This window comes from Variovorax sp. Varisp46, assembly GCF_059491885.1.
Map to the genome: position 1 here is coordinate 26,882 of NZ_CP168515.1, position 14,747 is coordinate 41,628.

The 14,747-nt window shown below is 68.4% G+C and carries 11 protein-coding genes; all 11 read left to right on the forward strand.

Annotated features, from left to right (window positions below; all coding sequences use genetic code 11):
• The first annotated feature begins 1 nt into the window (after nt 1).
• Nucleotides 2–1,561, forward strand: a complete 1,560-nt coding sequence (locus tag ACEN9N_RS00150; protein ID WP_495655116.1) for a UDP-N-acetylmuramoyl-L-alanyl-D-glutamate--2,6-diaminopimelate ligase — start codon at nt 2–4, stop codon at nt 1,559–1,561.
• Nucleotides 1,558–2,994, forward strand: coding sequence for a UDP-N-acetylmuramoyl-tripeptide--D-alanyl-D-alanine ligase (locus ACEN9N_RS00155; RefSeq protein WP_495655117.1), 1,437 nt, complete (start codon nt 1,558–1,560; stop codon nt 2,992–2,994). The genes ACEN9N_RS00150 and ACEN9N_RS00155 overlap by 4 nt, the downstream gene beginning before the upstream one ends.
• A gap of 15 nt (nt 2,995–3,009) precedes the next feature.
• Nucleotides 3,010–4,188, forward strand: a complete 1,179-nt coding sequence (gene mraY, locus ACEN9N_RS00160; protein WP_007832453.1) for a phospho-N-acetylmuramoyl-pentapeptide-transferase — start codon at nt 3,010–3,012, stop codon at nt 4,186–4,188.
• Nucleotides 4,189–4,195: 7 nt separating this feature from the next.
• Nucleotides 4,196–6,283 carry a UDP-N-acetylmuramoyl-L-alanine--D-glutamate ligase gene (gene murD, locus ACEN9N_RS00165; protein WP_495655118.1) on the forward strand — a complete coding sequence of 696 codons (2,088 nt, stop codon included), beginning with the start codon at nt 4,196–4,198 and terminating at the stop codon, nt 6,281–6,283.
• On the forward strand, nt 6,280–7,578 hold the full coding sequence (gene ftsW, locus ACEN9N_RS00170) for a putative lipid II flippase FtsW (RefSeq protein WP_495655119.1): 1,299 nt from the start codon (nt 6,280–6,282) through the stop codon (nt 7,576–7,578). Before murD ends, ftsW begins: the two co-directional genes overlap by 4 nt.
• Nucleotides 7,575–8,639 carry an undecaprenyldiphospho-muramoylpentapeptide beta-N-acetylglucosaminyltransferase gene (gene murG / locus ACEN9N_RS00175; protein ID WP_007832448.1) on the forward strand — a complete coding sequence of 355 codons (1,065 nt, stop codon included), beginning with the start codon at nt 7,575–7,577 and terminating at the stop codon, nt 8,637–8,639. Before ftsW ends, murG begins: the two co-directional genes overlap by 4 nt.
• Nucleotides 8,636–10,099, forward strand: coding sequence for a UDP-N-acetylmuramate--L-alanine ligase (murC, locus tag ACEN9N_RS00180; RefSeq protein WP_007832447.1), 1,464 nt, complete (start codon nt 8,636–8,638; stop codon nt 10,097–10,099). Before murG ends, murC begins: the two co-directional genes overlap by 4 nt.
• Complete coding sequence (locus ACEN9N_RS00185) at nt 10,096–11,067, forward strand: D-alanine--D-alanine ligase (protein WP_007832446.1); 972 nt, start codon at nt 10,096–10,098, stop codon at nt 11,065–11,067. The genes murC and ACEN9N_RS00185 overlap by 4 nt, the downstream gene beginning before the upstream one ends.
• A gap of 2 nt (nt 11,068–11,069) precedes the next feature.
• Complete coding sequence (locus ACEN9N_RS00190; protein WP_413315128.1) at nt 11,070–11,858, forward strand: cell division protein FtsQ/DivIB; 789 nt, start codon at nt 11,070–11,072, stop codon at nt 11,856–11,858.
• A 28-nt stretch (nt 11,859–11,886) separates the two neighbouring features.
• The gene (ftsA, locus tag ACEN9N_RS00195) at nt 11,887–13,116 is read left to right on the forward strand and encodes a cell division protein FtsA (RefSeq protein ID WP_007832444.1); all 1,230 of its coding nucleotides are present in this window, start codon (nt 11,887–11,889) and stop codon (nt 13,114–13,116) included.
• A gap of 170 nt (nt 13,117–13,286) precedes the next feature.
• On the forward strand, nt 13,287–14,498 hold the full coding sequence (gene ftsZ / locus ACEN9N_RS00200; protein WP_007832443.1) for a cell division protein FtsZ: 1,212 nt from the start codon (nt 13,287–13,289) through the stop codon (nt 14,496–14,498).
• Nucleotides 14,499–14,747: the final 249 nt, after the last annotated feature.

A 14,747-nucleotide genomic window follows, 5' to 3' on the forward strand; every position in this document is an offset into this window, starting at 1 on the left:
CATGCTGATCTTCACTTCTCCCCAACTGGCCGCGGCCTGGCTCAAGGAGCGTGCGCCGCAGGCCGCGATGCATGCCGACAGCCGTGCCGTGGGTGCGGGCGACGTCTTCGTCGCCTGGCCCGGCGCCGCGACCGACGGGCGCAAGCACGTGGCGGCCGCGCTGGCGCAGGGCGCGGCGATCTGCCTGGTGGAGCACGAGGGCGTGGAGGCCTTCGGCTTCGAGGGCGACGAGCGCATCGTGAGCTACCCCGGTTTGAAGGCCGCTACCGGCCCGATCGCCTCGGCCTTCTACGACAACCCTTCGGCCCTGCTCGACGTGCTGGCCGTGACCGGCACCAACGGCAAGACCTCCACCGCATGGTGGCTGGCCGAATCGCTTTCCACGCTGAGCGCGGCGGGTGGCGTGCGCGCGATGAACCCCGACGGCACCGTGCAGCGCGATGCGCCGTCGCCCTGCGCGGTGATGGGCACGCTGGGCATCGGCGTGCCGCCCGAGTTGACCTACACCGGCCTGACCACGCCCGACCCGGTGATGATGCAGCGTGAGCTGCGTTCGCTGGTCGAGCGCGGCTTCGGCGCCTGCGCCATCGAGGCCTCGTCCATCGGCATCGCCGAACGCCGGCTCGACGGTGCGCAGATCGCGGTGGCCGTGTTCACCAACTTCACGCAGGACCACCTCGACTACCACGGCAGCATGGATGCCTACTGGCAGGCCAAGGCCGAGCTGTTCCGCTGGCCCGGCCTGCGCGCAGCGGTGATCAACATCGACGACACGCACGGCGCCAGCCTGTGCGCGAACCTGATCGACGCCGGTATCGGCGCGCTCGACGTCTGGACCGTCTCGGCTGGCGGCAAGCCGGCCCGCCTCATGGCGCGCGACATCGGCTACGACGCGCAGGGCCTGGAGTTCTCGGTGGCCGAGCACGGCACCACCGCGGTGGAACGGCTGTCGACCGGCCTCATCGGCCAGTACAACGTGGCCAACCTGCTCGGCGTGCTCGGCACCCTGCGCGCGCTCGGCCTCACGCTGGCCCAGGCCGTGGCCGCCTGTGCCAGCCTCACGAGCGTGCCGGGCCGCATGGACCGCGCGGGAACCGGCGAAGGTGCACCGCTGGCGGTGGTCGACTACGCCCACACACCCGACGCGCTCGACAAGGCCCTGATCGGCCTGCGCCCGCTGGCCAGGCAGCGCGGCGGTGCGCTCTGGTGCCTGTTCGGCTGCGGCGGCGACCGCGACCCGATCAAGCGCCCGATGATGGCCGCCGTCGCCGAACGCCAGGCCGACCGCGTGATCGTCACCAGCGACAACCCGCGCAGCGAGAAGCCCGACGCGATCATCAGCCAGGTGCTGCGCGGCTTCTCGCGTCCCGAGGCCGCGCAGGTGCAGCCCGACCGCGCCATCGCCATCGCCGACGCGATCGCGCAGGCCGCGCCGCGGGACGTCGTGCTGATCGCCGGCAAGGGCCACGAGGCCTGGCAGGAAATTGCCGGCCAGCGCATCGACTTTTCGGACAAGGCCCACGTGCTGCAGGCGCTGGCGAAGCGGAGTGCCGCGGCATGACCGACACGACGCCGCTCAATATCACGCTGGCCCAGGTGCAGCAATGGATTCCGGGTTCGCGCCTCGTGGGTGACGCCTCGACCGTCATCGCGCGCGTGCACACCGACACGCGCACGCTTGCGCAGGGCGACTTGTTCGTCGCGCTCAAGGGCGAGCGCTTCGACGCCAACGACTTCCTCTCCGATGCGAAGAAGCAGGGCGCCGTGGCCGCCATTGCGCACCGCGGCCTGGAAGCCGTCGGCCTCGCCGGCCTCGAAGTGCCCGACACGCTGGCCGCGCTGGGCGCCCTCGGCGCGGGCTGGCGCGCGCAGTTCGAGCTGCCGCTGATCGCCGTGACCGGCAGCAACGGCAAGACCACGGTCACGCAGATGATCGCGGCCGTGCTGTTCGCCGCGCGCGGGGAACGTGCCTTGGCCACGGCCGGCAACTTCAACAACGAGATCGGCGTGCCGCTCACGCTGCTGCGCCTGCGCGCGCAGCACCAGCTCGCGGTGCTCGAACTGGGCATGAACCATCCGGGCGAGATCGCGCGGCTGGCCGCCGTTTCGCGCCCGACCATCGCGCTCGTCAACAACGCGCAGCGCGAGCACCAGGAATTCATGGCCACCGTCGAGGCGGTCGCCGTCGAGAACGGCGCCGTGTTCGCGGTGCTGCCCGATGACGGCACGGCCGTGTTCCCCCATGGCGACCCCTTCACCTCGCTGTGGACCGACATGGCGCATGCCACCGGCGCCCGACGCTGCATGACCTTCGGCGAGTCCGAAGACGCCGACATCTCGCTCGACGGCGCCGAATGGAAGCAGGGCGCCTGGGCCGTGCGCATCCGCACGCCGCTCGGCGCCTTTGACGCGCGCCTGCACATCGCGGGCCGGCACAACGTGGTCAATGCGCTGGCGGCCACCGCCTGCGCGCTCGCGGCCGGCGTGTCGCTCGAGACCATTGCCGAAGGCCTGTCGGCCTTCGAGCCGGTCAAGGGCCGCTCGCGCGCCAGCGAGATCGTGCTGGCCGGCGGCCATGCGCTGACGCTGGTCGACGACAGCTACAACGCGAATCCCGATTCCGTGATTGCAGCCATCGACGTGCTCGCCGCCCTTCCGGGCCCGCGCCTGCTGGTGCTCGGCGACATGGGCGAGGTGGGCGATCGCTCGCCCGAGTTCCATGCCGAAGTCGGCGCGTGGGCGCGCCGGCGCGGCATCGAGTCCGTCTACACGCTGGGCGCGGCGACGATGCACACCGCCACCGCTTTCCAGGAGAGCGGCGGGGGACGCGACGGACGCCATTTCGACGAGTTCGACGCGCTCGGCGCGGCCGTGCTCGCGCGCCTGCCGCAGGTCGGCAGCGTGCTCGTGAAGGGATCGCGCTTCATGAAGATGGAGCGCGTGGTGAAAGCCATCGAGGCACAACAACAAAAGGAGGCCGGTCATGACGCATGAGCCGCGCGAAAAGACATGCTGATGACCCTGGCCCAATGGCTGCAGACGCTCTCGCCCGAGTTCGGGTTCCTGCGCGTCTTCCAGTACCTCACCTTCCGCGCGCTGATGGCCGCGCTGACCGCGCTCGTGGTCGGCCTCGTGGCCGGCCCTTACGTGATCCGCCGCCTTGCCGCACTCAAGATCGGCCAGCCCGTGCGCGGCTACGGCATGGAAACGCACCTGACCAAGAGCGGCACGCCCACCATGGGTGGCGTGCTCGTGCTGTTCGCCATCGCCTTCGCCACGCTGCTGTGGTTCGATATCTCGAACCGCTTCGTGTGGATCGTGCTGTGGGTCACCATGGGCTTCGGTGCCATCGGCTGGGTCGACGACTGGCGCAAGGTGGTGCGCAAGGACCCGGAAGGCATGCGCTCGCGCGAGAAGTACTTCTGGCAGTCATTGGTCGGCCTGCTCGCGGGCTTCTACCTGCTGTTCAGCATCTCCGAAAGCTCCAACTGGCGCGTGCTCGAGCTGTTCTTCGCCTGGGTGCGCTCGGGCTTCGATCTCGACTTTCCGCCCAAGATCAACCTGCTGGTGCCTTTCTTCAAGGAAGTGAGCTACCCGCTCGGCGGCATCGGCTTCGTGATCCTCACGTACCTCGTGATCGTGGGCGCGAGCAATGCGGTGAACCTGACCGACGGCCTCGATGGGCTGGCGATCATGCCGGTGGTGATGGTGGGCTCGGCGCTGGGCGTGTTCGCCTACGTCACGGGCAGCGCGGTGTATTCCAAGTACCTGCTGTTCCCCAACATCCCGGGCTCGGGCGAGCTGCTGGTGTTCTGCTCGGCCATGGCCGGCGCGGGGCTTGCGTTCCTCTGGTTCAACACGCACCCGGCGCAGGTGTTCATGGGCGACGTGGGCGCGCTGGCGCTCGGCGGCGCGCTGGGCACCATCGCGGTCATCGTGCGCCAGGAGATCGTGTTCTTCATCATGGGCGGCATCTTCGTGGTCGAGGCGATCTCGGTGATGGCGCAGGTCATGTACTTCAAGTACACCAAGAAGCGCTTCGGCGAAGGCCGCCGCGTGCTCAAGATGGCGCCGCTGCACCATCACTTCGAGAAGAGCGGCTGGCGCGAGACGCAGGTCGTTGTGCGCTTCTGGATCATCACGATGCTGCTGTGCCTCGTGGGCCTTTCGACGCTGAAGCTGCGGTGACAGGAACATGCGGCATCTGAAAGACCTCCCCGTCCTCGTCCTCGGCCTCGGTGCGTCCGGGCTGGCGATGACGCGCTGGTGCGCGCGCCACGGTGCCGTCGTGACCGTGGCCGACACGCGCGAAGCGCCGTCGCTGCTGGCGACGCTGCGGGCGGAACTGCCCGAGGTGGGCTTTGTCGGCGGGCCGTTCTCGGCCGCGCTGGTCGAGGGCACACCGATTCGCGCCGTGTACCGCTCGCCGGGCCTGTCGCCCGAAACCATCGCGCCGGTGGCCGATGCGGCGCGGGCCATGGGCCTGCCGGTTGGTGGCGAACTGGACCTGTTCGCGCGCGCGCTGCTGGATCTGCGCACGGTCGAGGTGCCGGTGGTGGAAGCCGGGCCGGAGCCTGAACCCGAAGCCGCCGCCGAAGCGGAAGCACCGGCCGAGCCCGAAGCTCAGGCGCAGCTGGCGCTGGAGGAGCCTGCGCCGGTTGAAGAAGCGGTCGAACCCCCGGCCCCGGCCGAAGCTGCCGAACCTGTCGAAGCGCAGCTCGAATCGACCGTCCCCGCGATGGCCGAAGCGATGCCGCGCGACCCGTCGATGAGCGTTGCCGCCCCGATGCCGTCGGAAGCTTCGGAGGCCGCACCCGCCGAAGTCATCACGACGACGGAAGCCGTCGAGGCCGAACCTGAGCAGACCGACGGCGCAGTGCAAGCAGCACCGGAGGCGGCGGATGTGCCCAAGGCTGCACCCGCCACCGTCTCCCGCCTCCCGACCACAGGCAAGCCCTACGTCCCGACCGCCGCCAGGGAGGCTGCAGAGTTCGTCGCCAAGATCGCCGAGATCTCCGCCACCAATCCGGCCTCGGCCGCGGTGGAGGAAGAGTCGCCCCAGCTCGAACTGGCGCCTCCCGTCGAGCCCGAAGCGCCAAAGGGCTATACGCCCGCGGTGCTCGCCATCACCGGAACCAACGGCAAGACCACCGTGACCTCGCTCACCGGCCAGCTGGTCGAACGCGCGGGCAAGACCGTGGCCGTGGCCGGCAACATTGGCCCGACGCTGCTCGATACGCTGTCCGGGCACATCGATGCCGGCACGCTCCCCGACGTGTGGGTGCTCGAACTGTCGAGCTTCCAGCTCGACGGCGTGCAGGGCTTCGAGCCGACCGCTGCGACGGTGCTCAACCTCACGCAGGACCATCTCGACTGGCACGGCGACATGAAGGCTTATGCCGCAGCCAAGGCGCGCATCTTCGGTTCACGGGGCTTGATGATCCTGAACCGTGACGACGACGGCGTGATGGCCATGCTGCCCGCACCCGTCAGGGTCAAGCTGCAGCGCCCGCAGATCCGCACGCACATCACCTTCGGCAGCGCGATGCCGCTGCGCCCGGGCGACTACGGCATCGAGCGCGTCAACGGCATGGCCTGGCTGGTGCGTGCACTGGAGGCCGACGAAACGCAGAAGCGCAAGCGCGGCGCAGTGGTCGAGGAAGAAATCTTCCTGCAGCGACTGATGCCCGCCGATGCGCTGCGCATCCGCGGCCGCCACAACGCCATGAACGCGCTGGCCGCGCTCGCGCTGGCCAGCGCCGCCGACTGCCCGCTGGGCCCGATGCTCTACGGCCTGCGCGAATACCGCGGCGAGCCGCATCGCGTGGAACCCATCGCCATCGTGGACGAGGTCGAGTACTTCGACGACAGCAAGGGCACCAACGTAGGCGCCACCGTGGCCGCGCTGACCGGTCTCGGCGAAGAGCGCCGCGTCGTCGTGATCCTCGGCGGCGAAGGCAAGGGACAGGACTTCGAGCCGCTGGCCGAACCCGTGCGCCAGTACGCGCGCGCCGTGGTGCTCATCGGCCGCGACGCGCCGCTCATCGAAGCCGCGCTGGCACAGACCGGCGTTTCGCTGCTGCATGCCGGCTCGATGGACGAAGCCGTGAAGCTCGCATCCGCACGCGCCAACCCCGGCGATGCCGTGCTGCTGTCACCGGCCTGTGCGAGCTTCGACATGTTCAAGGATTACGCGCACCGCGCCGAGGTGTTCCGCGAGGCCGTGCAGGCCTTCGAGGACAGCCCGCGCGGCATGGGCGATTCGACGGAGGACACGGTTTGAACTCTGCCGCCGCGGGCGCCACGCCCAACGCATCCACCGGCCGCTTCGGCGGCTGGTTCAGGCGCGCCCGCAGCGGGATCGACTCGCTGCCCGTGCACCTGCCCGTGCGGCTGGGCGGCGCCGGCGTCGCGCAGACAAAGGCCACGCCGATGCGCGTGCTGGGTTTCGACCAGGCGCTGGTCTGGGTCACGGTCGCACTGCTGATGTGGGGCCTGGTCATGGTGTATTCGGCCTCCATCGCGCTGCCCGACAACCCGCGCTTTGCGCGCGCCGGCTACAGCGCCTCGTATTTCCTCACGCGGCATGCGGCCTCGGTGATCTTCGCGTTCATCACCGCGCTGCTGGCTTTCCAGATCCCCATGAAGACCTGGGAGCGCGCCGCGCCATGGCTCTTCGTGGCTTCGCTGCTGCTGCTGGTGGCCGTGCTCATTCCGCACATCGGCATCAACGTGAACGGTGCGCGCCGCTGGCTGCCGATGGGCTTCATGCGCTTCCAGCCCTCGGAGCTGGCCAAGCTCGCGATGGTGCTCTACGCCGCCAGCTACATGGTGCGCAAGATGGAGATCAAGGAGCGCTTCTTCCGCGCCGTGCTGCCGATGGGCATCGCGGTGGTGGTGGTCGGCATGCTGGTGATGGCCGAGCCGGACATGGGTGCCTTCATGGTGATCGCGGTGATCGCCATGGGCATCCTGTTCCTGGGCGGCGTGAACGCGCGCATGTTCTTCGTGATCGCCGCGCTGGTGGTGGTGGCCTTCGGCACCATCGTCGCGACCAGCCCGTGGCGCCGCGAACGAATCTTTGCCTACCTCGATCCGTGGAGCGAAGAGCACGCGCTCGGCAAGGGCTACCAGCTGTCGCACTCGCTGATTGCCATCGGGCGCGGCGAGATCTTCGGCGTGGGCCTGGGCGGCAGCGTCGAGAAGCTGCACTGGCTGCCCGAGGCGCACACCGACTTCCTTCTGGCCGTGATCGGCGAGGAATTCGGCCTGGTCGGCGTGCTGCTGATCATCGGCCTGTTCCTCTGGCTCACGCGCCGCATCATGCACATCGGCCGGCAGGCGATCGCGCTCGACCGCGTGTTCTCGGGCCTCGTGGCCCAGGGCGTGGGCGTGTGGCTCGGCTTCCAGACCTTCATCAACATGGGCGTGAATCTCGGTGCGCTGCCGACCAAGGGCCTGACGCTGCCGCTGATGAGCTTCGGCGGCTCGGCCATCCTGATGAACCTGGTGGCGCTGGCCGTGGTGCTGCGCATCGATTACGAAAACCGTGTCCTCATGCGTGGAGGCCGCGTATGACCGGCCGTACCGCACTCGTCATGGCCGGTGGTACCGGTGGCCACATCTTCCCCGGACTCGCGGTGGCCGAGGCCCTGCGCGAGCGCGGCTGGCAGGTGCACTGGCTGGGCGCGCCCGGCAGCATGGAAGAAAAGCTCGTGCCGCCGCGCGGCTTCGCCTTCGAGCCGGTGCAGTTCGGCGGCGTGCGCGGCAAGGGCCCGCTCACGCTGTTCCTGCTGCCGCTGAAGCTGCTGCGCGCCTTCTGGCAGAGCCTGCGCGTGGTGCGCCGCGTGAAGCCCGACGTGCTGGTGGGCCTGGGTGGCTACATCACCTTTCCGGGCGGCATGATGGGCGTGCTGCTCAACAAGCCGCTGGTGCTGCACGAGCAGAACTCGGTGGCCGGCCTCGCCAACAAGGTGCTGGCAGGCGTCGCCGATCGTGTGTTCACGGCCTTCCCGAACGTGCTGAAGAAGGCGCAATGGGTGGGCAATCCGCTGCGCGCGGCGTTTACCTCCAAGCCAGATCCGGCCGTGCGCTTCGCGGGCCGCACCGGGCCGCTCAAATTGTTGGTGGTGGGCGGCAGCCTCGGGGCGCGCGGCCTCAACACCGTGGTGCCGCAGGCGCTGGCCCGCATCGAACCGGCGACGCGCCCGCAGGTGCTGCACCAGAGCGGCGCCAAGCAGATCGACGAGCTGCGCGCCAACTACACGGCGGCCGGCGTCGAAGGCGAGCTCACGCCCTTCATCGAAGACACCGCGCAGGCGTATGCCGACGCCGACATCATCGTCGCGCGCGCCGGTGCCAGTACCGTCACAGAAATCGCGGCCGTCGGCGCAGCAGCGCTGTTCGTGCCTTTCCCCTCGGCGGTCGACGACCACCAGACCACCAACGCGCGCTTCCTCGTGGACGCGGGCGGCGGGTGGCTCGTGCAGCAGACCGACCTCACTCCTGAATTGCTGGCTGATTTGCTACAGAAAACCGGGCGCGACGCGCTGATAGAGAAGGCCGTCAAGGCCAAGACCATGCAGAAGACGAAGGCGGTGGAAGCCGTAGTCCAAGCCTGCGAGGAGCTTGCCAAATGAAGCACGCGATTCGTCACATCCATTTCGTGGGCATCGGCGGCTCTGGCATGAGCGGCATCGCCGAGGTGCTGCTCAACCTGGGCTACAGGATCACGGGCTCCGACCTGTCCGACAGCGCCACGCTGCGCCGGCTCGCGGGCCTGGGCATCGGCACCTTCGTCGGTCACGCTGCTGCGCACATCGACGGGGCCGACGCGGTCGTCACCTCCACCGCCGTGCAGTCGGACAACCCCGAAGTGCTGGCCGCGCGCGAGAAGCGCATTCCGGTCGTGCCGCGCGCGCTGATGCTGGCCGAGCTGATGCGGCTGAAGCAGGGCATCGCCATTGCCGGCACGCATGGCAAGACCACCACCACCAGCCTGGTGGCGAGCGTGCTCGACGCCGCCGGACTCGACCCGACCTTCGTGATCGGCGGGCGCCTGAACAGCGCTGGTGCCAACGCGCAGCTCGGCAGCGGCGACTACATCGTGGTCGAGGCCGACGAGTCGGACGCGTCGTTCCTGAACCTGCTGCCCGTGATGGCGGTGGTCACGAACATCGATGCCGACCATATGGAGACCTACGGGCACGACTTCGCGAAGCTCAAGAAGGCCTTTGTCGATTTCCTGCACCGCATGCCCTTCTACGGCGTGGCCATCCTGTGCACCGACGATCCGGCGGTGCGCGAGATCGTGGCCAACGTGACCTGCCCGGTCACCAGCTACGGCTTCGGCGAGGACGCCCAGGTGCGCGCCGTCGACGTGCGCGCGGTCGGCGGCCAGATGCATTTCACCGCGCAGCGCCGCAATGGCGTGACGCTGCCGGACCTGCCCATCGTGCTGAACCTGCCGGGCGAGCACAACGTGCGCAACGCGCTGTCGGTGATCGCGGTGGCGGTGGAGCTCGGCATTCCCGACGAGGCCGTGCAGCGCGGCCTTGCGGACTTCAAGGGCGTGGGCCGCCGCTTCCAGAGCTACGGCGACGTGGCCGTGCAAGGGGGCCATGCAGCCGGCACCTTCACCGTCATCGACGACTACGGCCATCACCCGGTCGAGATGGCGGCCACCATCGCGGCCGCGCGCGGCGCGTTCCCGGGCCGTCGGCTGGTGCTGGCCTTCCAGCCGCACCGCTACACCCGCACGCGCGACTGCTTCGAGGATTTCGTGAAGGTCATCGGTACCGCCGACTCCGTGCTGCTCGGCGAGGTCTATGCCGCGGGCGAGGCACCCATCGTGGCGGCCGACGGGCGCACGCTGGCGCGCGCGCTGCGCGTGGCCGGCAAGGTCGAGCCGGTGTTCGTCGACGACATCGCGGCCATGCCGCAGGCCATTCTCGACAACGCCCGTCCGGGCGACGTGGTGCTCTCCATGGGCGCCGGGTCCATCGGCGCGGTGCCGGGCAAGGTCGTCGAACTTGGCGCGGCTGTGGCTGCGGCACCCTCAACATCGGAGCGCGGTTCGCGCAAAGGGAGGGCCTCATGAGCCTTCAGAATCCTCAACTCTTCGGCAAGGTTGCCGTGCTGTTCGGCGGCAGTTCCGCCGAACGCGAAATCTCTTTGATGTCGGGTACCGGCGTGCTCGAAGCCCTGCGTTCGCGCGGTGTCGACGCGCACGCCTTCGATCCTTCGCAGCGCGAGCTGGCCGACCTCAAGCGCGAAGGCTTCGCGCGCTGCTTCGTCGCTTTGCATGGCCGCCATGGCGAGGACGGCACCGTGCAGGGCGCGCTCGAACTGCTCGGCATTCCCTACACCGGCTCGGGCGTGATGGCGTCGAGCGTGGCCATGGACAAGGTCATGACCAAGCGCATCTGGCAGGCCGACGGCCTGCCCACGCCCAAGTACGTGCGCCTGGCCTTCGACCAGCAAAGCCGCGAACAGGTCATGGTGGTGCCCGACGTGCTCGGCCTGCCGCTGATCGTGAAGCCACCGCGCGAGGGCTCGTCCATCGGCGTGACCAAGGTCGAGGGCTATTCCCAGATGCAGGACGCGGTCACGCTGTCCGCGAAGTACGACGCCGATGTGCTCTGCGAGGAGTTCATCGAGGGCGAGGAAGTGACCTGTGCCGTGCTCGGCCAGGGGCTCGATGCGCGCGCGCTGCCGGTGGTGCGCATCGCCGCGCCCGAGGGCGCCTACGACTACCAGAACAAGTATTTCACCGACGACGTGAAGTACCAATGCCCGAGCGGCCTTCCCGAGGCCGAGGAGCACGAGATCCAGCGCATCACGCTGGCCGCGTACCACACGCTCGGTTGCCGCGGCTGGGGCCGCGCCGACGTGATGATCCGCGCCAGCGACCGCAAGCCATTCCTGCTGGAGATGAACACCTCGCCCGGCATGACCAGCCATTCGCTGGTGCCGATGTCGGCCCGAGCCGCGGGCATCGCGTACGAAGAACTGTGCCTGCGCGTGCTGGCCTCGGCCGCGCTCGACGCCACGGGGGGGGCGCAATAGCCATGGCCGACGGCATCCCCGCTCCCTTCGACGTCAAGCTCATGAACATCGTCGCGAACATTGCCTTCGCGATGGTGGCGCTCATGCTGCTGGCGGCGGGCGCGTGGTGGGTGCTTCGGCAGCCGTTCTTCCCGCTCGCCGGGATCAAGGTGGACGGCGAGGTCACGCACAACAACGCGGTCACGCTGCGCGCCAACGTGGCACCGCAGCTGTCGGGCAACTTCTTCACCATCGACCTGGCGCGCGCGCGTTCCGCCTTCGAGTCCGTGCCTTGGGTGCGCAGTGCGGTGGTGCGGCGCGAGTTTCCGAACAAGCTGCGTGTGACGCTGACCGAACAGGTGCCGGTGGCCAACTGGGGCGACGAGGCGGGCTCGAAACTGATCAATGGTTTCGGCGACGTGTTCGAGGCCAACGTGGCCGAGGTCGACGACAACCTGCCGCGCCTCGATGGCCCGATCGAACAGGCGGGCCAGGTGCTGGGCATGTACCGCGTGCTGCAGCCGCAGTTCCAGCCCTACGACCTGGCCATCGACGAGCTCACGCTGTCGAGCCGGGGCAGCTGGAAGGTGGTGCTCGACAGCGGCGCCGAGATTGAACTCGGCCGCGGCCAGAGCGAGGAGGTGACGGCCCGCCTGCAGCGGTTCCTGAAGACCGTGACCCAGGTCGCGGGGCAGTACCGCCGCACGATGGCCGACGTCGAGGGCGCCGATCTGCGCCACAACGACGCGTATGCACTGCGGCTGCGCGGCGTCACCACGGTCTCGCCAGAGGCCCCAAGAAAAATCAAGTAGCGAATACCGAGAAATCGAGGACATATCAATGCCCAAAGAATACAAAGACCTGGTCGTAGGACTCGACATCGGCACCGCCAAGGTGATGGTGGTGGTGGCCGAGGTGCTGCCCGGTGGCGAGCTCAAGCTGGCCGGCCTCGGCATCGCGCCGAGCAATGGGCTCAAGCGCGGCGTGGTGGTGAACATCGACGCCACGGTGCAGAGCATCCAGCAGGCCCTGAAAGAGGCCGAGCTGATGGCCGACTGCAAGATCAGCCGCGTCTACACCGGCATCACCGGCAGCCATATCCGCGGCATCAATTCCAGCGGCATGGTGGCGGTGAAGGACAAGGAAGTGACGCCCGCCGATGTGGCCCGCGTGGTGGAGACGGCGCGCGCCATCAACATCTCGAGCGACCAGCGCCTGCTGCTGGTGGAGCCGCAGGAGTTCGTGATCGACGGCCAGGACGTGAAGGAGCCGATCGGCATGAGCGGCATGCGGCTCGAAGCCAAGGTGCACATCGTGACCGGCGCGCAGAGCGCGGCCGAGAACATCATCAAGTGCGTGCGCCGCTGCGGCCTCGAGGTCGACCAGCTGATGCTGAACCCGCTGGCCTCGAGCCAGGCGGTGCTGACGGAAGATGAACGCGAACTGGGCGTGGTGCTGGTCGACATCGGCGCGGGCACGACCGACGTGGCGATCTTCACCAACGGCGCGATCCGCCACACGGCCGTGATCCCGATCGCGGGCGACCTCATCACGAGCGACATCGCGATGGCGCTGCGCACGCCGACGAAGGACGCGGAAGACATCAAGGTCGAAAACGGCTATGCCAAGCAGCTGCTGGCCGACCCCGACACGCAGGTCGAAGTGCCGGGCCTGGGCGATCGCGGCCCGCGCATGCTGAGCAAGCAGGCGCTGGCCGGCGTGATCGAGCCGCGCATCGAAGAGATCTTCTCGCTGGTGCAGCAGGTGGTGCGCGAGTCGGGCTACGAGGAAGTGCTGTCGTCGGGCGTGGTGCTCACGGGTGGCAGCGCGGTGATGCCGGGCATGGTCGAGCTCGGGGAAGACATCTTCCTGAAGCCTGTGCGGCGCGGCATTCCGAAGTATTCGAGCGCGTTGTCCGACATGGTCGCGCAGCCCCGTGCGGCGACAGTCATGGGTCTGCTCGAAGAAGCTCGCTTCGCGCGCATGCGCGGCTTCAAGGTCGCGCAGAAGAATGGGTCGGTAAAGACTGCATTCGGACGTTTCAAGGACTTCATCGTGGGGAACTTCTGACCATGATCCATTCCCCACTCTGGCTCGCGCGTGGAAGCCCTCCATTGCATTTCAACGAGCGATGGCGGCGCACAGGTCCACCATCGTGACGGTCTCATCGTTGATCCCGTCACGGCACAAGAAAAATTCATAGATACACAACGGCAACTGCAAGATTCAAGGAGTTAAAAATGACCATCGAAATGATCGAAGTCGAAGAGTTCAACCAGGGCACGCAGATCAAGGTGATCGGTGTCGGCGGTGGCGGCGGCAACGCGGTCGCCCACATGATGGAACGCGGCGTGCAGGGCGTTCAGTTCGTCTGCGCGAACACTGACGCACAGGCACTGCAGCGCAGCAGCGCGCACAAGATCATCCAGCTCGGCACCAGCGGCCTGGGCGCCGGCAGCAAGCCCGACAAGGGCCGTGAAGCGGCCGAGCTCGCGGTGGACGACATCCGCGCGGCCATCGACGGCGCGCACATGCTGTTCATCACGGCCGGCATGGGCGGCGGCACCGGCACCGGCGCCGCTCCCGTGATCGCGCGCGTCGCGAAGGAAATGGGCATCCTCACCGTGGGCGTGGTGACCAAGCCCTTCGACTGGGAAGGCGGCCGTCGCATGACCAACGCCGACGCCGGGCTGGCCGAACTCGAAGCCAACGTCGACTCGCTGATCGTTGTGCTCAACGAGAAGCTGCTCGACGTCCTGGGCGAGGACATCACCCAGGACGAAGCCTTCGCGCACGCCAACGACGTGCTGAAGAACGCCGTGGGCGGCATCTCGGAAATCATCAACGAGTACGGCGGCGTCAACGTCGACTTCGAAGACGTGCGCACCGTGATGGGCGAACCCGGCAAGGCCATGATGGGCACGGCCGCCGCCGCGGGCCCGGACCGCGCGCGCATCGCCGCCGAACAGGCCGTGGCCTGCCCGCTGCTCGAAGGCATCGACCTCTCGGGCGCCAAGGGCGTGCTGGTGCTGGTGACGGCGTCGAAGGGTTCGCTGAAGCTGAACGAGTCGAAGCTCGCGATGAACACCATCCGCGCCTACGCTTCGCCGGACGCGCACGTGATCTACGGCGCCGCCTACGACGACAGCCTCGGCGACCAGATGCGCGTGACCGTGGTGGCCACCGGCCTCTCGCGTGCCGATGCCCGCCGTCAGGCCCCCACGCTCGAAGTGATCCGCACCGGTACCGACAACATCCCGTTCACCGTGCCGACGCTCGGTGGCATGGGTCATGCCGGTGGCAGCGGCAGCCAGCCCAACTACGACGGCATGGCCGTTCCCAGCGTGTGGCGCACCAACCGCACGATGGCCGCCGCGAAGGTGGACGCGCTGTCTTCGGGCGGCATGGACGACTTCGAGATCCCGGCCTTCCTGCGCCGCCAGGCCGACTGATATCGGCTCGCCCCCAGGCTGCGCGCACTTCGTGTCGCTTCGCCTTCCCCCTGCCGGGGGCAACACCTGAGGACCGGCGGAGCCGGATCCTCGGTGTTTCGCGAAGCGGCCTATAGACGCAGAGGGCACGAAGGTTCGCAAGGGGCGCAGGGGGGACCTGAAAGGGACTTCCCCTGACCCTAGGCGCTGCGTTCACTTCGTGCCCCTTGCGTCCATCGTTGGGGCTTTAATGGATAGGACCCATGTCTA